Genomic DNA, 23,209 nt, shown 5'->3' on the forward strand with positions numbered 1-23,209 from the left:
GAAAAACTCTCCAAATTCACCATCCAAAATGGATTATTCACACTATTAGCAATTAACATTACATTGGCGTTATACCCACTTAGCGAAATTTTTAATAATCCGTCATTTTTAGTTTCAGGTCTTGCTCTATTTAAGTCATCAAAAAACTTAAATAATGACCATTCACCAAAGATATTTTTTATTAAGTGGCCGACCACCATTTGGTGGAGTAAATGCAATTCTTGTTTCATTATTAGCGCTTGCTCCCGGCCAAACAAACTGCTCTTTTCGGGTAGGTCCATGACGATAATTGAGTTGTTGACCATCAATTTCCAACATAAATTGACTCACATTTCGATCAAGGTATTGTGCCTCAAGACTAAAATCTACTTTAGGTGATTTAGTATCGGATTCAAAAAATGCCTCTCTAATAACATTTGCACGTTGATACATGGTGAGAATCTTATTACTAATACCAATGTTTTTGGTGAAATGCCAAGATGCTTTACTAGTGTCGACATAGTCAGCTAAATATTGTTTCCAAAATTTGTCTAATGTGCCGCCATAGGCAAAAAACCGGCTAAAGTCTTTGATTCTTACTTCCCTGCTTGCACTGCGTTTGAAAGGATACCGGCCACTAATTGCTCGGCGGTATTCAGCCAACACTTGTGATTTCCAAATACTATTTAAGCGCTGACTTTGATTTGTTTGCGCAAATCCTTTGGTTCGATTTGCAATAGGTTCAAGCCGGACTACGGGAAATGGCATATCTGAAATTTGTTTTTGTAAATCAGAGCCTAATGAAGAAAATTCATTTTCTAAACGCTGATTCATGTAATTAGAATTTTGACGAGACGACAAGGCTATTTTGCCAATACTACGATTAATTAATCTCAGGGTTCCTTGTATGTCATCTAGTTGTTTAATATCTACAGAAAGTAAATCGGTAAAGGCAAGTTCAACTTCTTGACCCGGTAAATCGATGTCTAGTTCTAAAGGTTCATCAGGTAATAAACGACTAATGCGTGATTTTTTAGATGCAAATAACACATCCGTCGTACTTTTAGCAAGTTCTGCTGCTGCTTTACCATTTTTTGATAGTGGTATTTTAGTTAACTGCACATTTTTTTGTGCGGCGGCAATAATACTTTTAATAGGTGCATCGGAACTCGATAAAGCACGGGTTACCTCGGCACCTTCATCTAACGTATTCATTGGTTTAACAGTTAAATCACTTAAAAAGTCTTCCCAATAGAAAATATAATCGCGAATATATTTTTGTTCTAGTTGGGCGGTAATTTGTGACTTTGTTGCGTCGTCAAGTGTATTTAAATCATCACCATAAACCCGACTATCTTCAATTAACCGTTTAATAATTCGATTTTTTTCTATACTGAAAATGCCATGAAATCCATTATAAGTGTACAGGCTAGGAATACCGTCGTTAAAACTCCGGCCACTTTGAAAAGCAAATCCTTGCAGGCTGTCAATACTTAAAATATCAATTAATTTAAAATCAGGGATACTACTATCAACAAAGTCACTTTTTAAACGTTGATAAGCCCTTTCAACTAACGGTAACATGGTTAACGTTCGTCTTGCTTCTAAAACAGCTTCTTCATTATATTCACTACCACGACTGCCTTTAGCGAGTAACGTTGATAAATGCTGATTGAGTTCATTACGAATACTTGTATTAATTTTTCCTGGAATATTTCTGTCAAAATAAGCCGAGAACCAAATTTTAATATCATCTTCTTGGTAATACTCTGGGTTATATAGCATTAAATAAGTTTTAAGCGTTTCATATACATAATTTAAGTGCAGTGAGTTATCTAACATTTCTTGCGTTAATGCTTTAGTTAAATAAGGTAATAAATAGGCATCCAGTGCCCTTTCATAGGCAGCTTTCGCAGGTTGTTTTAATTTATTTCCTTGGTATAAACCTAAGGTTTTAGCATCTTCACTTTCTTCATTAGCGTAACCAACTGGAAAGTTTCTCAATGTTGACAAGCCTTTCGTTAACGTAATAATTTCAGATTGAGCAGTTAAGCCCCCTGCCGTAATTTCTTCATACTTCACAAGGGCATCTTTTGTATGGTCAACAAGTTCAGTGTTCCAAGAGTAACTAGACCACCAACCATATATAAAGAAAACTGTAACGACAGAGGCAACAGCAACTGTAGCGCGTCTTAGTAATAAATTATGTTTGTCATGTTGACGATTAACCGATGCTAAATTCTTTTCCGGAAAAATCACATCTTCAAGCAAGCGCTTAATAAAATAACTACGTTGATGTTTCACTTCACTAGATTTTAGCTGTGCTTTACCTCCGACCGCCAATGTTGACGACAAGTGATCAATAGGAGTACCTTCTTGTGTCGCACTGGTTAAGTAAACACCACGTAGTAAAGGCGCTTCTTCATAAGCGTTAGGTGAAAATATTTCTTTTAAGAAGTCATCAGCTGCACCTTGTAACAAGCGTAATTGCTTAGGAAATTCATAGATTGCAGCACGTCGGTCAAGATCTCGTTCATTTTTCAATCGAGCGTTTATGCGTGCATTTAAATTACTTAATAAAGCATGAAATTCTTTATTAAATGTACTGACAATACTTTCCTGTTCATTGTCTATTGTCAGTGGAAAGGTAACGCCCCAGATTTGTTCGCAATCTTCTTTGGCAAAGTCATCAAAAAATTCATTGAAACCACGATCAAATCAGATTTTGAGAATAAAACATACACAGGGAAAGTCATACCGAGTTGATTTTGTAACTCTTGTAAACGCTGTTTTATTGCGCGAGCATGTAAATTTCTTTCTGTTTTAGTTTGATTCAATAGCTCAGACATTCCCATACTAATGATCACACCATTAATAGGTCGTAACGGTCTAAATTTTTTCAGTAAGCCTAAAAAGCCCTGCCAAGCGCGTGAATCTTGTTTTGCGTGGCTGTCTTGCGTTGTATATCTACCCGCAGTATCAATCAACACGGCTTTATTGGTAAACCACCAATCACAATGGCGAGTACCCCCTACGCCTTGTATCATGTCTATACCCATTTTTTCTTTTAACGGATATTCTAAACCTGAATGTTGAATGGCCGTTGTTTTACCTGAGCCCGGAGGACCGATCATAATGTACCAAGGTAGTTCATAGATATTCTTACTGTTAGCAAACTTCGTCGCTTTTAAAATATCTAGCGCTTGCAGCATTTTTTTATGTAAGACATCAATTTCACTCTTCACCGTATCGTCAGTTGAGCTCTCTGCACTACCCTCCTCGCCATTAATAAGGTTATTAACCATTTCTTCACTTTGTTTTTTATCTTTAACTTTGTGGTGAACTTTATTGCCCCCCAAATGATTATAATAATTAACAAGAGAATAATACGTGCAGATATACTAATTAGCGGTTCATAACCGGCAATAGCGATTAATGGTCCGCCAAACCATATTAATAAGGCTAAACAAGTAAACCCTAAAATAGTAATGACTGTTTTAGATTTTAATTTGGTAATAAGTTTTTTAAAATTTTCTTTAAATGACATAACAATTCCCTGTAAACAACTAAAACAACAAGTCTATTTCAATTCGACGATTCAATGCACGATTATGCTCATTACTATTATCAAATCTTGGTTGTGATTCGCCCATTCCTTCTGGCCATAAGCGCCCTTTCAATGAAGCATTATTAGCAAGAAAATTACCTATTGATGTGGCTCTAGCTAAAGACAAATGCCAATTAGAGGGATATTTAGTTGTGAATATTGGCTCGTCGTCTGTATGACCTGTGATTAATATTTTTCCTTCTGTACTCTCAAGTGTTCTAGCAATTTTCGCTAATATCGCTTCAAAATCGGCTCTAGGCTGCGTGCTACCTGAGGCAAACAATGCACCTGCACCAATGCGTATTCTGATTCGATCAGACAATTGATCGACTTCTAGTAAGTTCTTATCTATTTCAGTTTGTAATAATTGTTGTAAAACTAAGGCTTCGTCACGACTAAGACTTTGGCTAAGTGTATTTTCAGGTTCTTGCCAAGGTACTAAAGAGACTAATTCTTTATAAACACTAGAAGAGTAACTATTGATGTTGTAGCTGAACGACATATAAATAAAAAGCAATAGCACACCAAATAAGGCGCCAATTACCCATAATGGAAAAGGTTGCTGAAATTCAGTATTGTGAATCACTTTATCACGCCAACCTGGTGATAATTCTCGAAGTAAATCACCTTTGAAAGATTGAACACTGTGATAAGCTTTTTCTCTTAAATCTTCAAGTTTTTGTTCGCCTTGCACTTCTACCTTCATCTTTCCAACAAAGCCCAGAGTTAAACAAATGTACATAAGCTCAAGCAAATGGTATTTTTCAGAGGGATACTGTAAAGCGTTTTCAAGCAAGGTATAAAAATACTCACCACCAAAAGTTTCACTATGAAAAGTCGATAATAAGCTTTCTGAAGCCCACACGCTATCGCCTCCCCAAGGCGTATTTAAAATAATTTCGTCCATAAAACTACATAAACAATAACGTGCTGATTGAATATCTTCTGCGCTGACATTAGCAACCCGCAATGTATGTTCATAATTTTTAATTAAATCTATACATTGTAGTCTTAAGGTACTGACATCATCGTACTCTTGAGTATTTCTTAATTTGATGCAAGTTGAGAGTATGGCGCCCGCGTTATCAACTAGAGGGTTATTCGTCATTGTTAAGATGACATTGGAAGCTTTACTATCAACTTTTTCTTCGTGCACAATGGTTTTAACATTATTTTCTGACGGGGAGTTATCTACTTTGCTAAACGAGCCAAAGACACCTCGTCCTGGCCGTGGTTTTACTATAGTTTTATCGTTCACAGTAACATCAATCCTTAATTTAATAACTAATAAAATAACCAATAAAAAAGTACATTTAAGTGGCTTAGAGCAAAATAGACATAGCTAAAGAGTCTCGTTATATCAATGGCTTCCTGTTTATTTTCTTCTTTATATCCATAAACAAAAAACACCACCAACGGCATAAAAATACACGTTGCGAGTAAAAACCACCAAAAATGATCGCTAAACCAAGGTAACACTAGGGATCTTTGGTATAAGAAAAAGTACAAAAAATACAGAAAACTCATCTTTCTCTTGTCGCTCAGGCAAACGGTCAAATAGAGTGGCTAATAACATAACAAGAATAAGTGCAACATAGGTTAGGTATGGCCAATGATTTAACCCTGTAATTATCGTGTTTGTTTTGTTAAACCATACTTCGGGCTTTGCCATATCAGAAAACTCAATTGACACGAATAAAGATCTCATATAAGCCACTAATTTATATAGCCCATACCCCAATAAAGCCAAGCCGACACTGCCAATGCTGTAACTTTTCATGAGTTCAAGGTCAAATTTAACCCAACGATATTTATGCGCTACAACTTTTAAAGCTATTCCATATATCACAAGCAGCATTAATATTAGTAATGCATAAAAAAATTGCGCACAATAGAAGAATGCCAATAACGGAGTAACTGCCAAAATAAACTCACTATTTTGCTTCTTTATTGAATCAACTGACTTGTAATCGCTGTAAATGATGATGGGTATTACTAAAAATACTGCCATCATCATAAAATTAAAACTCATTTTCGGTACCTAACACCAATAAAGCCAAATTCCACCAACCTTTTTGGTTGAAAAACCAACAACAAAGATCTAGCTATTAAGTGTTTTTAGTAATACATACCGGCTAAAGTTAAACAATGCAAACCGCCTATGATTAACGTAATAATATTTAAAAGGTACTATTAATAGCCTCTCTGACCGAGCGATATAACACCCCTAATGTTTTATCAAAAACCCATTTTATTACTTCATATGTCAGTTCTGTTAATTTATAAGCAGCCTGCCCTGCAAATACCAACATATGACCAAGTAAGCCTGCTACTTGTTTACTGTATTTAACCGACGCTTGTGCAACTTTCACTAAGGTTCTAGAAATTAGGTCATAGAAAGTTAATGCCGAAGAAGCCGTTGCTTGAGCCATAATGGCATGATAATAACCCGCATCTTTTAGTACGGTTATAAGGGCGGCACTTATTTTATCCGCCCAATAGGCACTGTAAGAGGCTTGATTTCGGTTATCATAATCAAGGCGCACTGGCGTATTTAAAAAGTTATCAGAACGTTTTTGTAATGCTCCCCAGTCATACCCCTTAGCCGAGTTAACATAGCCAGGATTACCATTCGTTCCCATTTTATGCGCACTTGGACTAAAACCTTGACCACTATTCAAGCGATATTCACTGCCATTATATGGGGCATGAGCAAATGGCCATAAAGGAACGTTAGGCACAGGGTCTGCACCATGGGTACAACGGAATATGTTGTCAACTCTCGCGGTTGTTTGTGCCGAAAAACCATTTAAACCAATACGTGGTGCACCAAAGGTATATAAATTTACCGGCATACCATATTCACTTTTCAACCAATCAGCGGTTAATCCTGCCAAAGCACCACCTAAGCTATGACCAACACAATGTACCGTGCCGATCGGGCCTTGTTTTTTTGCTTGGGTAATATATTGCTGAAATGCAGGTTTCATAGTCTGAAAGGTTTTATTAAAACCTGCATGTACAGTTGTACCAGTTGCTGAACCAGTTAGACCAACATTAGCATTGGTTAACCAATCACGTAAAATGTTTGTTCCTCGAATAGTAATAACATGATCACCTTTATATACGCCTTTGCCTTTCCCAAGCAAAGCAAACCCAGTGGTGCGATTAAAAAGATGTGAAAGAAAACCTCCTGATACCCCTTTTACGGGACCGTTGGATAGCTCAAAATTAAAATGTTTTTTTACAGAAATAGCTTCTTTGCCTATAAGGTTGTATTTTCCTGCCCTGTCTGGGGTCTCTATTTGATACACAACGTTAGCAAGTTGAGAAGATAATTGTGGGGTAATTTTTTTCATATATTAAGTCCTTTATAATATCTTTAAGTTAATCAATCTTTAGTCAGTTCCCAACGACAAATGCTCTCAACCCCATGCGGGTTATCAGGGGATTCAATATTGTCAAATTCGTAATACTCTTCTGAATCACTCAAGTCACAGTTGAGTTGAGATAACTTTTTTGCTACTCCTTCACTTGGTGCAATTCCTGTCATAACAGCTGCCCATAACAGGTATCGCTCATTTTGATAATCGACATCTATAATTTGGCGAATTCTTGCCTCATGAAACATAGAGCTAGGTCTTCTGGAACGTATATTTTTTTCTGCAAAAGAAAATGCCCCGTTTTTGTCAGTTACTGTTTTATCAAGAAGCTCTTTATCACCGACGTAGGTCAATCCCCGAAAAACCTTTAAACCTACAACAGGTGCTCCGTTATTGGTAATAACGCCGTGAACTTCCGGTGATAGGTGAACATCGTATTTTTTAAATAAACCAAACATAGTGGTGGCTGCCTGTGTCGAAAGTAAAAAAAGAAGCGCAGAAACAGCAAGGATAACAATAACGAAAAAGCGTTTTTGATGAGGGAAAGCAGAAGCCATAGTCGTCCTTGATTACTTGATATTCCTTTATTTTTTTAAGCTACTGCTTAAAAGCAATGTATTAGCATTACAATGCGAGAGTAATATAAAAGAAAAAAGTTATTCATTCAAGTACTGTTCTCACCGATGTTCTCAATAGCCTAATTTTTCAGTAGTAAATAACTGCATGTAATATTAAATTGAGCCATATTAACCATAAGAATACAGCGTTATCTTTATTATTTTTAAAGTAATAGTATTTCTTATTGAATTTTTTTCATTTAAGTTGCAAAATATTGCTGCTGTTTTATCAGGTACGTTTCTACCTATAAATGTTTTTAAAGGACTAATTGTTAAATTATGGATAATACTCATTCAAACACCCCTATTGCAGACGATAAAACACTTATCGGCGTTTCATCAAACAAAACTTCTGCACCTGTCAATTTAATTGGAAAGTGCCTAAAAGACCGTTACCTAATAGAATCGCTTATTGGCTCTGGCGGGATGAGTGATATTTACCGGGCAAAAGACTTACATTTAGAATCAGCCGGCATCAATGAGCCTTATGTTGCCATTAAAGTGCTCCTACAACAGTTTTCATCCATTCCTGAAGCAAAACAAATATTAATTAAAGAAGCTAAAAAAACACAGCAACTGTCTCATCCTAATATTATTAGAGTATATGATGTAGATTCACATGATAATTTTCATTTTATCATCATGGAATGGTTGGACGGTGAAACCCTCGATCAGGTAATTAAACGCTCTAAGCCGATGGGTTTACCCTTTAAAGGTGCGAATAATTTAATACAGCAAATTGGCGCCGCTCTAATTTATGCCCATAAAATGGGTATTGTGCACACAGATTTAAAACCTTCAAACATTATTTTAACCAGACAAGGTAATATAAAAATATTTGATTTTGGTGTCGCAAGCGCGCTGCAGTTGAACTTTGATCAATATGCTATTCAAAATAATGATCTTTCGTCACCATTAAGTGGGTTTACACCCGCTTACGCAAGTTTTGAACAATTAGAAGGTAAAGCACCTTGCCCGGCTGATGATATTTTTGCCTTTTCTTGTATTATTTATGAATTATTATCCTGTAAACACCCATACCAACGCATAGCCGCGAACAAAGTAGACTTAACAAAGGCACCACTAAAAAAACCAAACCATTTAAATTGGTTTTTGTGGCCAAGTTTGAAAAAAGGCTTAGCGATACATAAAGAACAACGATGCGATACTATTCAAAAAATTATTAATGATTTTTCTCGTGTAGTATGGCCTAAAGCCCTAACAGCAGCAGCGGCTATTATTATTGCAGCGGCAACATTTCAAGTGTATCAAACCCAACAAAATGAAATAAAAAACCTTAACGCACTACTCACACTAAATGATAATGAACAGGGTAAACTGAACGCATTTAAAAACTTATCCACCGTCGAGTTATTAGCACAATTAGACAATATTCCAACAGAACAAAGGTTATTAAAACAAGGTTTACTTCGAGAGCACAGACAATCAATTATCAACATTGCTGAAAAACGGATCATGAACGTCTCAAAAGACCCAAGTGGTATATACAAAAATTACGATCAAGTTGACCTGATCATAGCTGATGCTCTTAACGTTTTTCCTGACTCTGTTCGTTTAAATCAATTAAAAAGTGAAGCTACTAAACCGCATAGCTATAGTTGACGCATTATCCGAACGATTGAATTTACTGCTACTTCAAGGTAGATATAATGAAAAAGATGACAATAGTATTGAAAAAATAATTGGTGATTTAAGTTTTGTAGACCCTACGTTTAAATTTCAGCCTGAAGATGAAGTTTTTACTATTTATAATGATAGTTTTAACCTGGCACTAACGGATCATAACGTTGATAGAATTACCTTACTAATTACAGTGGGTGAACTTGCCTTTACTCATTATGCTGATGCCAAACCCCTATTAGATTTTGGCAAAAAAATGAAGTCATCCGTTGCTGAATTAGCTAAATACAATGAAGACATTGAAGCCGGAAGATCTACTAATTACCCTTACGAAGCTGCTGAAGTTTTTTACAAGTCAACATTTACTCAGTTTAACTATGACTTATCACTTGTTGTGAATCCAAAGGAGTTAATGAAAATTGATGACAAAATTGGTGAATTAGAAGCACAACTACCAACAGATTTTTCACCTTTAATTGCAATTAAGAAAAAAATGGCAGGTTCGTATCTTAATTATGGCAACCAATATTTGGAGAAAAGAAATTTCAAAACAGCCCGACAATTAATTAAGAGAGGCAATGAACTTTATACACTTATTAATTAATATAAAGCCGTAATGAATTTATATTAATTTCAATGGAAATAATAATTTTTAATAGTTCGCATAAGCGATTATACGCACTAATTTATAAGGCATAAAACATTCATGGAATTGATTTTTGAAATAGTAAGTTATCATCGACTTTCTCCTGAACAAACCTCTAAAATGTGTATTAGTGACACCCTCACTTTTGGCCGTTCTGAAAACAATGATTGGCATTTGCCTGACCCAGAAAAAATTGTTTCAGGCTTTCATGCCCGCGTTGAAAAACGCGTAGATGGGTTTTATATATACGATTTATCAACTAATGGTTTATATATTAATAGAGCTGTAGAAGCACTTGGCACAACAAATACTCATAAATTGTCTGAAGGTGATTTACTAACCTTTGGCGATTATGAAGTCTCTGTTTCGATTATAAATAAAACAGTACCTAATGAAGCAATGCCTAGTGCTCCACCAATAGCTCAAACAATTGCCCAACCTGCCTTTGCCCAACATAGCAAGCCGGTGGTTAGTTCTCCTGTGCAATCGCCTGTTCAAGGTATTGCTCCGAGTACTTTATTTGGTGATCAACCATTAGCATCAAATAACGCATCGAATATATTGGTGACTAATGATCTAAATGACCATTTTGATGTACCTCAACCTATACCTGAAGAATGGGACACAAATATTCTTAAAACTAAGGTAACGAATAACCCTGTTTTTGATGAGCCACTTAAACCCACCATCGCGCCTGTAGCGCCTGTACATTCAGAAACAGCAATCCCCGTTCAACCAGTAGAAAACAAACAACAAGAATATACCGCGCCCATTGCTGCAACTAACACAAATTTTGATGCCTTTATTAAAGGGTTAGGCATTTCTGAGTCAATCAAATCTGAACAATTAAATGATGAATTGCTCTTTGAAATGGGTCAAAGTATGCAATTAATGCTAATGGGATTAGTTGAGTCATTAAGAACTCGCTCAGCATTAAAGAGTGAATTTAGAATTAACCAAACTACCTTTCAACAACAAGAAAATAACCCTTTAAAATTTTCAGCAACAATAGACGACGTATTTCACAATTTATTTTTGAAACGAAGCTCAAGTTTTTTACCTTCATCAAAAGCGATAACGGAAGCTTTTAATGATACAAAAAAACATGATATAGCCCTTACCGCCGGCACAATAGGTGCTATTGAGGGGATATTTAACCAACTTGCCCCAACCGAAATAGAGAAAAAAACGTCAAGGACTCTGTCTTTGATCAGTTAATTCCAGGGCAAAAACAATTGCGCTACTGGAAAACGTATCAAAGTTTACATAAGGACATGGTGAATGAAATAGCTGCCAATGGCAGTTCAGTGTTATCAGATGACTTCGTAAGAGCATATGATAAGAAAATTAAATCATTATAATTATTAGTAGGTAAAAATGACTTTAAAAAATATAATTCTAACCCTGTTCGTTTCTATCAATGTAATGTTGATAACAAGCTGTTCAACCATAAATGCTATCATACCTCCCTCTACTGATATCAATTTTAATGCATCAGCCGATATTAACCCCGACATGAATGGTAGAGCTTCACCTGTTGTCATCAAAGTTTTTGAGCTATCGTCACGCACAATTTTTGATACCCAAGACTTTTTTACACTGTATGAATCACCTGAAGATATTTTAGGCCCAGATTTACTGAAAAAAGATGAATTAGAACTACAACCAGAAGAGTTACAACAATATAAAATGGTGCTAAATAAAAACACGCGTTATGTAGGCTTTGTCGTTGCTTATCGCGATATTGATAGTTCTCGTTGGCGCTCAGTTATTGAAGTATCTCCAACTGGCTATGATAATTTCACAATGAATATTGAAAAATTAGCCATTTATGTTAGTAACAAATAAAGTAAAAATAAGAAGGATTTTATGAGTGATTTTAGCCCAGTAGCATGGACAGAGGGAATGTTCTTACGTCCGCAGCATATGCAACAACAAGAACGCTATCTGCAGTTTCAACAAGCACGAATTAATGCCAAAACAAATCCGCTTTCTTGGGGAATATTTGATCTTGATATTGATAACAGTTTACTTTCATTAGGACAGTTTCGACTTAATAGTGTCGAGTGCCTTTTCCCAGACAATACATTAGCCATTTTACCTGAACAAGGCTTATTACCTGAAGCGATTAGTATTCCTACGGGAACATTAGATCAACTCATTTATCTCGTTTTGCCTATTAATAAAAGTACAGGTTTAAACATTTCAAATGGAGAAGGCACTTTAATCACTCGTTATCATTATCATGACCATAACATTATTGATACGACTATTGGCTCTGACGCCACTGAAGTGCTTCAAATAGGTAAACTACATTGCCAATTTAAGTTACAAGATGAAGACCGCTCCGGCTACGTTTCCATTGCAATAGCACGCGTTATTGAAGTTTCAGAAGAAGGCGTTATTACGTTAGATAAGAAATTTATTCCTCCCTGCCTATCCATTGATAATATTCAAGGGCTAATAAAGGTTACTCGTGAGATAAAAGGCATGATAAACCAACGGGCAGACGCCATAGCGGCAAGGCTCTGTCAAGCACAAGGTTCATCAAGCTCAATATCAGATTTCTTAATGTTACAATTGCTAAACAAATACCAACCATTATTTGAGCATTATAACCTAATGTCTGGTATTCATCCTGAAGCTTTATACCGTACTATTATTAGTTTTTCAGGTGAGTTATCAACCTTTAGTGCCGCAGACAAACGTTCCCCTGAATTGCCTAAATATCAACACGACAACCTCTGTTATGTCTTTAGTAATGTGATGGCAAGTATTACACAAAGTTTGAGTGCAGTATTAGAGCAAACCGCAGTACAATTACCATTAGAAAAAGCCAATATGGTATTTATTTTACGCCAATACACGACAAAAATTCTTTGGAACATGCTGAGTTTATTATTGCTGTGAAAGCGGCATTACCAAACGAAGAAGTGCGCAAACGTTTACCTGCACAAATAAAAATTGGTTCAGTTGAAAGTATAAGAGAGCTAGTCAATAATCAACTTCCGGGTATTGGCATTATTGCCCTTCCTGTAGCTCCAAGGCAAGTACCTTACCATCTTGGATATCATTACTTTCAACTAGATAAACAAAATAGTCATTGGTTAAAATTACATGCTAGCGGTGGTATTGCCCTCCACCTTTCAGGACACTACCCTGATCTTGAAATAGAGCTTTGGCAAGTTAATCAATAATCTAAATCTATAACCAAAAAATCGATAATAATTGGTTTCCCACTCAATATAAAAATGATCAAAAAAAGGTGAGTGTAATTTTTATTACACTCACCTTCATCAAAACGTTTATTAAGCTAATTTACGTACAACTGTGGTTACAAGCTTAGCGCTTATACTCACAATTTTTACGCATTACTTTTTAGCTGCTAACTTTTCAGCAAGATATAACCATGTTGGTAATACGGTATCCGGATTTAAAGACATACTGTGGATTCCTTCCTCTACTAACCAAGCAGCAAAATCTTCATGGTCTGATGGCCCTTGGCCACAAATACCCACATACTTACCACGTCTATTACAAGCGCTTATTGCCATTGACAATAACGCTTTAATCGCAGGATTTCGCTCATCAAATAAATGCGCCACTAAACCCGAGTCTCTATCTAAGCCGAGCGTCAATTGCGTTAAATCATTTGAACCAATTGAGAATCCGTCGAAGTAATCAAGAAATTGATCTGCAAGTAATGCGTTTGAAGGTAATTCACACATCATAATGATACGCAAACCATTCTCGCCACGTTTTAAACCGTGTTCTGCTAAAATATCAATTACCTGTGACGCTTCTTCCAGTGTTCTAACAAACGGGATCATAACTTCAACATTCGTTAAATCCATCTCGTTTCTTACACGTTTTATGGCTTCACACTCAAGGGCAAAACAATCTCTGAAATTTTTAGAGATATAACGAGCAGCACCACGATAACCAATCATGGGATTTTCTTCTTCTGGCTCATACTCTTCGCCACCCACTAAATTAGCATACTCATTTGATTTAAAATCAGACATACGCACAATCACCTTTTCAGGTGAATAAGCAGCCGCTAATGTAGAAATCCCCTCGGTTAATTTAGCAATATAGAACTCAACAGGACTGTCATAGCCAAGAATAATATCGTTAATCTCATCTTGTAAATCAGCAGATTGCTTATCAAAATTCAATAAGGCTTTCGGATGAATACCAATCATTTTATTGATGATAAATTCTAAACGCGCCAATCCAATGCCTGAATGTGGTAATTTAGCAAAAGCAAAAGCACGATCAGGGTTACCAACATTCATCATAATTTTGAGAGGTAATTCTGGCATAGCATCAATTTCTGATGTGGTTACCGTGTAATCAAGTTTTCCTTGATAAATAAAACCGGTATCACCTTCCGCACAAGACACGGTAATCTCGTCACCTGTTGCAATTAAACTGGTGGCATTACCACAACCAACAACGGCAGGAATACCCATTTCACGTGCAATAATGGCCGCATGACAAGTTCTACCGCCACGGTTAGTAACTATGGCAGACGCGCGCTTCATGATAGGTTCCCAATCTGGGTCTGTCATGTCAGTTACCAAGACGTCGCCTGGCAATATTTTATCCATTTCATCTAACGAAGCTAAAACCTTAGCTTCGCCGCTGCCAATTTTGTGGCCAATTGACCGACCTTCACAAATAACGTTAGCACTTGTATGTAATTGGAATTGCTCCATCACATTAGACTTTTCATGACTTTTTACTGTTTCTGGTCGAGCTTGAACAATATAAAGTTTTTGATCTAAGCCGTCTTTTGCCCACTCAATATCCATGGCGCGACCATAATGCTTTTCGATAATCACAGCTTGTTTTGCTAATTCTTGTACTTCATCGTCAGTTAATGAAAAACGATTTGAGTCTTGCTCATCAATATCAACAATTTCAACTTGTTTATTGTGTTCTTGCGACTCGGTGTACACCATTTTAATGGCTTTACTACCAATGTTACGACGAATAACCGCAGGCTTACCTTTAGCTAAGGTTGGTTTATGAACATAAAACTCATCTGGATTAACCGCACCCTGCACTACCATTTCACCCAAACCAAAACTTGAGGTAATAAATACAACATCCTCAAAGCCTGATTCAGTATCAATAGTGAACATTACACCAGAAGCTGAAATATCACTACGCACCATACGTTGAATACCAAGCAGACAAAGCAACACCACGATGATCATAACCTTGATGTACGCGGTATGAGATAGCACGGTCATTAAAAAGAGACGCAAAAACATGCTTGATGGCAACCATCACAGCATCTAACCCACGTACATTAAGAAAGGTTTCTTGTTGACCTGCAAAAGAAGCATCTGGCATGTCTTCAGCTGTTGCAGACGAACGCACAGCAAACGAAGCATCGGCAGTAAAATCACCCGCTAATTTATTATAAGCCTGCTCTATATCTTGTTGCATTTTCGGTAAAAATGGCGTGTCGATAATCCATTGACGAATGGTTTCGCCACTCTTTGCTAACGCGTTAACGTCATCAACATCAAGGGTATCAAGTAATTGATATATCTTTTCATTAATGCCACTCTGCTCAAGAAACTCGTTAAAAGCAAAAGACGTGGTCGCAAAACCGGTAGGCACTTGTACACCTACATTTGCCAAATTTGAAATCATCTCTCCGAGTGATGCATTTTTTCCGCCAACACGGTCAACATCACCCATTCCCAAGTTTTCATACCAAAGCACATTCTCTTGCACAACAATTCTCCATTAAGAAGTCAGTAAAGGTTAAATTTGTTTATTTATTTGTAGCTGAATACATTCTACACTGCCAACTATTGAAACAAAACGTTAAAATGAAAGATAACGTAAAAGTTTTCTTTGAAAACATCAAAACAACTCAATAAGGATTCACATGCGCACTGCATTTTATATTTCTGACGGTACAGCAATCACCTCTGAAGTTTTCGGACATGCATTACTTTCATTATTTCCAACAGAATTTGAGCATCAAACAATCTCTTTTGTCGAAACAATTGAAAAAGCCAATGAGACAAAAGCAAAAATTAATAAAGCAACCGCTCGTTCTAAAGAACTGACGTTGGTATTTCATACCTTTGTTAACAATGATATTCGTGAAATCATCGATAGCTGTGATGGGATTATTTTTAATTTTTTAGAGCATTTTGTTGAACCACTAGAAAAAAAATTAAACATGAAAGCTAAACCTAAAGCCCACAGAACACACAGCATTCATGAAAACAGCTACGACTACAGAATTGAAGCCGTTAATTATGCCTTAGCCAATGATGATGGTTCGGTAGTAACCAATTATGAAGATGCCGATGTTATTTTAGTTGGTGTATCTCGGTCAGGTAAAACACCAAGCTCATTGTATTTAGCCCTACAGTACGGCATTAAAGCTGCAAATTATCCATTTACCGACGATGACATGGACGAACTTAAACTACCCGAGTTTTTAAAACCTCATAAAAAGAAATTATTTGGTTTAACCATCGATGCCCAACGATTAATCGATATTCGTGAAGGCAGAATGTCAAACTCAAAATATTCTTCTGCAAGGCAGTGTAAAATGGAAGTTAGAGAAGTAGAAAAACTCTATAAAAAAGAAAAGATTCCATACATCAATACCACTAAGTTTTCGGTAGAAGAAATCACCGCAAAAATTCTTAATGAAACAGGACTGCAAAGATATAAGTACTAAATTGGAAAAAAACGCTAAATCTATATCAAATTTTAAGACGTTATATTGTTAAAATATTTCACATTATCGTTAAATTTAGCTATGTTAGCGCCCATAATTTAGTTTATACGTACACTTACTTTATTTCATAATATTTTGTTCTACTTTTTCAGAGTAAAATACCTAACTTGAACTCAGTTTAAGATATTTTAAATCAGTTAAGATACGTTACAATATTGTTTTAACTGCTAGAGGATCATTGATATATGCTGAGCTCAGGTTACCTAATAAAGAATACCCAATAAAAAAGAAATGATATGACCATTAAAACAGATGAACTACGAACCAGTTTAATTGAAAACCTAGTCTCTCCGGATTTCAACTTGCAGAGCAAATCCCGCTGAGTAAAGAAACGGCAGACTTTATCATGAAAAGTCGTCAGGAAGTGGAAGCCATTATTTCTGGTGAAGATAAACGCTTATTAGTGATTATTGGGCCTTGCTCAATACACGATACCAAAGCCGCTATTGACTACGCTGAACGTTTAAAAACATTACGTGATAAATATAGTAATGAGCTATTAATTGTTATGCGTGTCTATTTTGAAAAACCTCGCACAACGGTTGGCCGGAAAGGTCTTATTAGCGATCCTGATTTAGACAAATCATTTCATGTAGCAAAAGGCTTAAACCTTGCCCGACAATTATTAGTAGATATTAATGCTATGGGCTTGCCTGCAGGTACCGAGTTTTTAGACATGGTTACGGGTCAATATATCTCTGACCTCATCATTTGGGGAGCTATTGGCGCTCGTACCACAGAAAGCCAAGTACACAGAGAGCTTGCCTCAGCACTTTCCTGCCCTGTTGGTTTTAAAAATGGTACTGACGGTAATGTTAAAATAGCCTTAGATGCTATAAAGGCAGCAAGCGTACCTCACGTACTTTATTCACCTGATAAAAGTGGTCAAATGTGCATATACCGTACTCACGGTAATCCTTTTTCGCATGTAATTTTACGCGGAGGTAAAGTACCTAACTATCACCCTGAAGATATTAAAGATACCCGTGAAAAACTAGTGAAAGCAGAACTAAACACCGGTATTATGGTTGATTGCAGTCACGGTAATAGTTACAAAGATCATAACAAACAAATTGATGTTGCTCGATCACTTGCCCAACAAATAAAGCAAGGTGACGACAGCGTGTTTGGCGTTATGATTGAGAGCTTTATTGAAGCAGGAAATCAAGCAGTGAAAACAGATTCCCCATTAGTCTATGGCAAAAGTATCACTGATGCTTGTATTGATTTAACTGTCAGTGAAGAAATATTAGCGCTACTAGCGGATGCAGTGAAACACAAACAGTAACAGTAACAGTAACAGTAACAGTAAAAAATTTATCAGCCTTTTATCAGATTTTACAAGGGCTTTTCGACATAAGCATGTTGTTTTGGGCACTCATCTGTCATTTCAAGTTATATATTTCAGCGTATAAAAAGAGATGACAGAATGCTTGTTTACGTTACTTAGATAAAATTTACCTTGTTTGTATTATTATCTGAACATTTCTCAACATCATAACCTATATTAAGCATAACCAACCGCGGTCTGATTACTGATAATATTTTCCGTTGTTACAAAGTGTATTAATTCTTCTTTCGTTAGTTCTCCTAACCCTAATGACGTTAGTGTTCTACCCTCAGCAAAAAAATCTCTTGTTAAAATACCACCACACATGTCGATTAAACGATTACATTCAGGCATTTTTATCCCCAATTTTTCACCCAGTGAAGATAATAAAACCAATCCCATAGGAACATCCTCTGTTACGTATCTATTATCAAAACTATAAGGTCCAGGAGGCGACGAAATTTTATAACTTTCAAAAACATCTTTAGGATCTTGTGTTAGATCTTCTTCATTCCTAAATAAACAAGCTTCAAGGTAAGGTGTTGGTTCGCACCCTAATGCAGATAAAACTGCCATTTTTTCTGCATCGAGTTTTTTAATCATCAGCCAAGCCATATCCGTTGAAAGCGCATCTCGGTACATATACGGTACTTCATCAGGATGATGCTTGGCACAATATTCAAGCATTGGATACATAACATATAGTCCCACTGTATGCACAATAATATTGGGATTATGTAGCGCCGATTCAAAGATGTTTTTTCTTACATCTTTTCTATCAATGTCATAGGCAGGAAACAAATTAGCAGCTATAGCCATTCCGCGTGTGGTGGTTACCGAAGGAAAAAAAGAAAGTGAATTTCGGGCATTTTTAAATAAAACTTTTACGATACCGGGTTCAACCACCCTGGCATCATTAGGCGTTGATTCACCTTCTGCAAATATCGGCTTGTTATCGCAATATTTACTATAAAAAATACTTCCCGCATAGCCAGGAATAATTATGACAAGTTGATTATCCTGAAAATATTTTGCAATTCTCTTCGCTAATTCAGGATGATAAGTAGTTTGAATAAAAATCATCACAACATCAGCTCCTTCAATTGCTAGTTTAGGATCACGGGTGATCAATTCTAATGATTGAAAATTTTTAGTGGCATCGTCTGCACTATCGGTAAACGTGCCATTTTTTGTATTGTCGATGCAATATATTCCTTTATTTGCAACCATGGCATCAAAATGTTCATCATGAGTAATATGATTAGACGTTTTCAATAATCTTACTTTATGACCTGCCTCAGCAGCCATAAACGCACATGCAGAACCGGCATTACCGGCACCTATTATGGCGATTCTCATTTTTTTCCTTAGATAATTAAAGGTATTAATTCAAAGGGACTAAAATCTATCACCTTGAACGCGTAAATGTTGAGATGTTGAGATGTTGAGATGTTGAGATGTTGAGATGTTGAGATGGGATTTTGTGATGGATAAACGAATATTTCACCAATTGAACGCGATTAATTTCTATCAGCGAATGCCGATGAGATTCATTCATGGATTGGTGATTAATAGAAACCCATTGTAGCATATTTCCATAATGATATCTGTATAATCTGGTTATCCTTAAGTTTAAAACCCTCTTAATTTATCCGAAAACCCAATAACTAAATTATATTACAACATTTTTTAGCTCATGTTTTTAAACCCTACCCCTCATGTAATATTTCCTTCATTTATCTAACATAAAAATGTCACGTCTTACTTTTACACTTGCTGCGTTTTTAAAATAATAAACTCATTAATAAAAGTAGGAATAACATGTCTATAAGAAAAACAGTAATTGCTTTGTCAATAATATCTTTATTGTCGGCTTGTCAATTTGATGGCGATAAAGGTGATCAAGGAGAGATAGGCGCAACAGGCGCGCAAGGCATTCAAGGTGAGCAAGGAGATCAAGGTTTTAATGGCGAAAATGCAACTTCCAAGGTGAAAGTTGAAGTGGTTGGACGGTTTAGCGCCGGTGGTAGTGAAATTGCAGGTAAGAGCGCCGCCGAAATTGTTCAATTTCATAAAACATCAAACTCGGCTTTTGCCGTAAACAGTGCACTGAATCAAATAGAAGTCATCAATTTAACTAGTCTACCAAACACTGAAGTTGGTAATCCTGTTTCCGATACTAGCTTATCGTCAACCGCTTTTACTTTTCCAAATGAAGTTAATGTATTACTACCAAACAATACACGTGAAATAATCACTTTAGGCGCAGCTAATTCTATTGCCATCTACGAAAACACCTTAGCTATTGCCGTAGAAGCAGACGAAAAAACTAATCTTGGTGCGGTTTTGTTTTACCAACTAAACAATCAAGGTGCGGGCACTTTGATTAAAGCAGTAAAAGTTGGTGCTTTACCCGACATGGTAACGTTTACTCATGACGGTGCAAAAGTGCTTGTAGCAAATGAAGGTGAACCAAATAAAGCGTATACTATTGATCCAGAAGGCTCTATCTCTGTCATTAGTATCACCAATAATTTACCCGAAGATATCGCCAACGAAATCAATTTATCATCAAACATTACTTTCAGTAGTGATCTTTTGTCTGCTAATGATTATGACACTGATGCCGAGCGAGTAGCTTTACTTAAACAGCGCGGATTAAAATTAGCAGGACCAGTGAATACAAGCTTAGCCCAAAGCTTAGAGCCTGAATATATTAGTGTAAGTGAAGATAACAAAACGGCTTTTGTGTCTTTACAAGAAAATAATGCTATTGGCATCATTGATCTAGAGCATAACACAATTGAAATTAAGCCATTAGGTTTTAAAAATTGGAATGAATTTCAACTAGATTTCACCAACAAAGATGAAATTCCATCTTTTAGTCATGTTAAAAATTTATTTGGCATGTACCAACCAGACACCATTACAACCTATCAATGGCAAGGTGCCACCTTTGTATTGTCTGCTAATGAAGGTGACTCGCGCGATTACGATGGTTATTCTGAAGAAGTAAGAGTAGAAGACATTATTGACGTTGATGAACTAAACAAAGCCTTATCAGTTGAATTACAAGCAGCTTATGATGCAAGTGGCGGTTCAGATGGTTTGGGTCGTTTAAAAGTGACAACAGCACTTGGTGATGCAGATAACGATGGTATATACGAAGCCTTATACGCTTATGGTGCTCGCTCATTTTCTATTTGGGACCAAAATATCAATTTAGTTTATGATTCAGGTGATGATTTTGGCAAAATTTCAGCATCAGTATTAGGTAATAACTTCAATAGTGCTCACACTGAAAATAAAGGCGATAATCGCTCAGATGATAAAGGTGGAGAACCTGAAGCCATCGCGGTCGGAAAAGTGGGTGATAGAACCTATGGTTTTATTGCCAGTGAACGTTCTGGGGATTTATTTATTTATGATATTACCAATCCGTTTAACGTTACCTTTTCAGCTTTTTACAACAACCGAGATTTTAACGTTGATTTTGAGTTAGATGACGACTTAGACAACCCATGTGATCCTAACGAAGGCATGGATTGTAGCATGATAACAAGTGCAGGCGATTTAGGCCCTGAAAGCATTAAGTTTGTTAGTGCTGATGACAGCCCTAGCGGAAAACCATTACTTATTATTGGTAATGAAGTCAGCGGTTCAGTCACTATTTACCAAGTGCTTGCTGAATAAAAAAACACAATAGAAACCCTGCAACAGAATTTATTGCGGGGTTTCTAGTTTATTTTTTGTTATTTTTCGGTTATCTATTTCTTGCTATCATACATCTCAAGTAATACACGCTGAGCAGTTAATCAGGATTTGATAAATTCAACCAAATATCTGCATTGACCGATGTTTTCTTTTTGCGTTTTTTCTTGCCGGTTCCTTCAGGCTTTGCCATCGGTTTAGTTTCAGCTAAATGTTGTGAAACAGCTTCTTCATCAACTTCAAAACCAAACCACTTGCTCACGTTCGAGGCGTATTTTGTTTTTCTTTTCGATCACCTTAAAATGATGATAATCTTCAAAATCAATCAGCGATAAAGCTAAACCTATTTCACCCGCACGACCACTTCGACCGATGCGATGCATGTAATCCGCGGGCTTCTAGGTAAGTCAAAATTAATCACAACGGGTAGCTTTTCAATGTCGATACCACGGGCAGCAATATCTGTGGCAATTAGCACATCAATTTCCCCGGCTTTAAACGCATCAAGCACACGATTACGCGCCCCCTGCCCTTTATCACCATGAAACACCTCGGCAGCGATACCACGCTTTGCGAGTTTTCCGCCTAAATGTTCGCAACTATTTTTTGCATTAACAAAAATCAGTGTTTGTCGCCATTGATGTTGATTAATTAAATGCGCCAACAGCGCTGTTTTCTCGCCTTTATTAACGGTAAACACACGTTGTACCAAGGTGCTAGCATCGCGACTTTGCACTTGTATTTCGATAGGATTATTAAGTAACGTTTGTGTTAACGATTGAACTTGCTCTGGAAACGTTGCTGAAAATAATAACGTTTGTTTTTTCTTCGGCAATAATGCAAGCAATGCAGATAATTCTTCGGTAAAACCTAAACTTAACATTCGGTCAGCTTCATCAAGCACCAAGGTGTTGACTAAATCAAGTTTAATAGCGTTACTTGAAATTAAATCAAGTAACCTACCTGGCGTTGCCACTAAAATATCAGTACCGCCCCGTAAAGCCAACATTTGCGTATTAACTGAAACACCGCCAAACACAGCCACCGTTTTAATCGCACCGTTAAAGTGTGCCGCATAAGATTTGATGCTATCAGCCACTTGCTTAGCCAACTCGCGCGTAGGCACTAAAATAAGTTTAGCTACTGTATTGCTTTTATTAGATTTCGCTTGTGCTGTATTTGTTTGATTATTAGATAATTGCTGTAACAGTGGTAAGGCAAACGTAGCAGTTTTTCCTGAGCCTGTATTAGCCCCACCAATTAAATCTCGTCCTGCTAAAATCTTTGGGAATAGCCTTCGCTTGAATAGGTGTTGGCACTTGGTAGTCTAATTCAACTAATCGCGCTAACAAAGGTGCAATAAGACCAAGTTCATTAAAATGGGTGAGTGTTTTGGTAGAGGTCATTAAATAAAGGTTCAAAGCTATAAAGAATTATTTGTTATTTTAGCGTATATACGCCCACTTGAGTATGTAAAATCTAATAAACAACAATATGACCATCACATACTTGAA

Annotated in this window: 12 protein-coding genes and 5 pseudogenes; 8 read left to right on the top strand and 9 right to left on the bottom strand. The window is 36.5% G+C overall.

Annotated features, from left to right (window positions below):
- Positions 1-162: 162 nt before the first annotated feature.
- The 6 genes and pseudogenes from tssM to L3081_RS14295 all read right to left on the bottom strand — a co-directional run bounded on the left by tssM (position 163) and on the right by L3081_RS14295 (position 7,526).
- Positions 163-3,284, bottom strand: a pseudogene (gene tssM / locus L3081_RS14270) (type VI secretion system membrane subunit TssM).
- A complete protein-coding gene (locus L3081_RS14275) occupies positions 3,221-3,526 on the bottom strand; it encodes a hypothetical protein (RefSeq protein ID WP_242286778.1) in 306 nt (101 codons plus the stop codon). Before L3081_RS14275 ends, tssM begins: the two are co-directional and overlap by 64 nt.
- 19 nt (positions 3,527-3,545) lie before the next feature.
- Positions 3,546-4,844 carry a type VI secretion system protein TssL, long form gene (tssL, locus tag L3081_RS14280; RefSeq protein WP_242286779.1) on the bottom strand — a complete coding sequence of 433 codons (1,299 nt, stop codon included), beginning with the start codon at positions 4,842-4,844 and terminating at the stop codon, positions 3,546-3,548.
- Positions 4,845-5,048: 204 nt separating this feature from the next.
- A complete protein-coding gene (locus tag L3081_RS14285) occupies positions 5,049-5,618 on the bottom strand; it encodes a hypothetical protein (protein WP_242286780.1) in 570 nt (189 codons plus the stop codon).
- 148 nt (positions 5,619-5,766) lie between these two features.
- Entirely contained in the window at positions 5,767-6,945 is a 1,179-nt protein-coding gene (locus L3081_RS14290; protein WP_242286781.1) for a lipase family protein, read from the bottom strand.
- Positions 6,946-6,977: 32 nt separating this feature from the next.
- The gene (locus L3081_RS14295) at positions 6,978-7,526 is read right to left on the bottom strand and encodes a DUF4198 domain-containing protein (RefSeq protein ID WP_242286782.1); all 549 of its coding nucleotides are present in this window, start codon (positions 7,524-7,526) and stop codon (positions 6,978-6,980) included.
- A 339-nt stretch (positions 7,527-7,865) separates the two neighbouring features.
- On the opposite strand from L3081_RS14295, the gene L3081_RS14300 reads away from it, so the two are divergent.
- The 5 genes and pseudogenes from L3081_RS14300 (at position 7,866) to tssK (ending at position 13,070) form a co-directional block, all read left to right on the top strand.
- Entirely contained in the window at positions 7,866-9,209 is a 1,344-nt protein-coding gene (locus tag L3081_RS14300; RefSeq protein WP_242286783.1) for a serine/threonine-protein kinase, read from the top strand.
- Positions 9,210-9,225: 16 nt separating this feature from the next.
- The gene (locus L3081_RS14305) at positions 9,226-9,831 is read left to right on the top strand and encodes a hypothetical protein (RefSeq protein ID WP_242286784.1); all 606 of its coding nucleotides are present in this window, start codon (positions 9,226-9,228) and stop codon (positions 9,829-9,831) included.
- 102 nt (positions 9,832-9,933) lie between these two features.
- Positions 9,934-11,091 (top strand): type VI secretion system-associated FHA domain protein TagH, encoded by a 1,158-nt coding sequence (gene tagH / locus L3081_RS14310; protein WP_242286785.1) that lies wholly within the window; start codon positions 9,934-9,936, stop codon positions 11,089-11,091.
- A gap of 159 nt (positions 11,092-11,250) precedes the next feature.
- A complete protein-coding gene (gene tssJ, locus L3081_RS14315; RefSeq protein ID WP_242286786.1) occupies positions 11,251-11,721 on the top strand; it encodes a type VI secretion system lipoprotein TssJ in 471 nt (156 codons plus the stop codon).
- A gap of 78 nt (positions 11,722-11,799) precedes the next feature.
- Positions 11,800-13,070, top strand: a pseudogene (gene tssK / locus L3081_RS14320) (type VI secretion system baseplate subunit TssK).
- 174 nt (positions 13,071-13,244) lie between these two features.
- On the opposite strand, the pseudogene ppsA reads toward tssK, so the two are convergent.
- A pseudogene (ppsA, locus tag L3081_RS14330) lies at positions 13,245-15,627 on the bottom strand (phosphoenolpyruvate synthase).
- Between the two features lie 157 nt (positions 15,628-15,784).
- Between ppsA and ppsR the strand changes: the two are divergent.
- Positions 15,785-16,594, top strand: a complete 810-nt coding sequence (gene ppsR / locus L3081_RS14335; protein ID WP_242286789.1) for a posphoenolpyruvate synthetase regulatory kinase/phosphorylase PpsR — start codon at positions 15,785-15,787, stop codon at positions 16,592-16,594.
- Between the two features lie 296 nt (positions 16,595-16,890).
- Positions 16,891-17,942: pseudogene (locus L3081_RS14340) on the top strand (3-deoxy-7-phosphoheptulonate synthase).
- 219 nt (positions 17,943-18,161) lie between these two features.
- Here the strand turns inward: L3081_RS14340 and L3081_RS14345 are convergent.
- On the bottom strand, positions 18,162-19,343 hold the full coding sequence (locus L3081_RS14345; protein ID WP_242286790.1) for an NAD/NADP-dependent octopine/nopaline dehydrogenase family protein: 1,182 nt from the start codon (positions 19,341-19,343) through the stop codon (positions 18,162-18,164).
- Positions 19,344-19,805: 462 nt separating this feature from the next.
- On the opposite strand from L3081_RS14345, the gene L3081_RS14350 reads away from it, so the two are divergent.
- Entirely contained in the window at positions 19,806-21,677 is a 1,872-nt protein-coding gene (locus L3081_RS14350) for a choice-of-anchor I family protein (RefSeq protein WP_242286791.1), read from the top strand.
- A gap of 118 nt (positions 21,678-21,795) precedes the next feature.
- On the opposite strand, the pseudogene L3081_RS14355 reads toward L3081_RS14350, so the two are convergent.
- Positions 21,796-23,101 (bottom strand): annotated as a pseudogene (locus L3081_RS14355) (DEAD/DEAH box helicase).
- Between the last annotated feature and the right edge of the window lie 108 nt (positions 23,102-23,209).

Origin of the sequence: Colwellia maritima, from assembly GCF_022669015.1 — a bacterium.
Taxonomy (GTDB): Bacteria; Pseudomonadota; Gammaproteobacteria; order Enterobacterales; family Alteromonadaceae; genus Colwellia; species Colwellia maritima.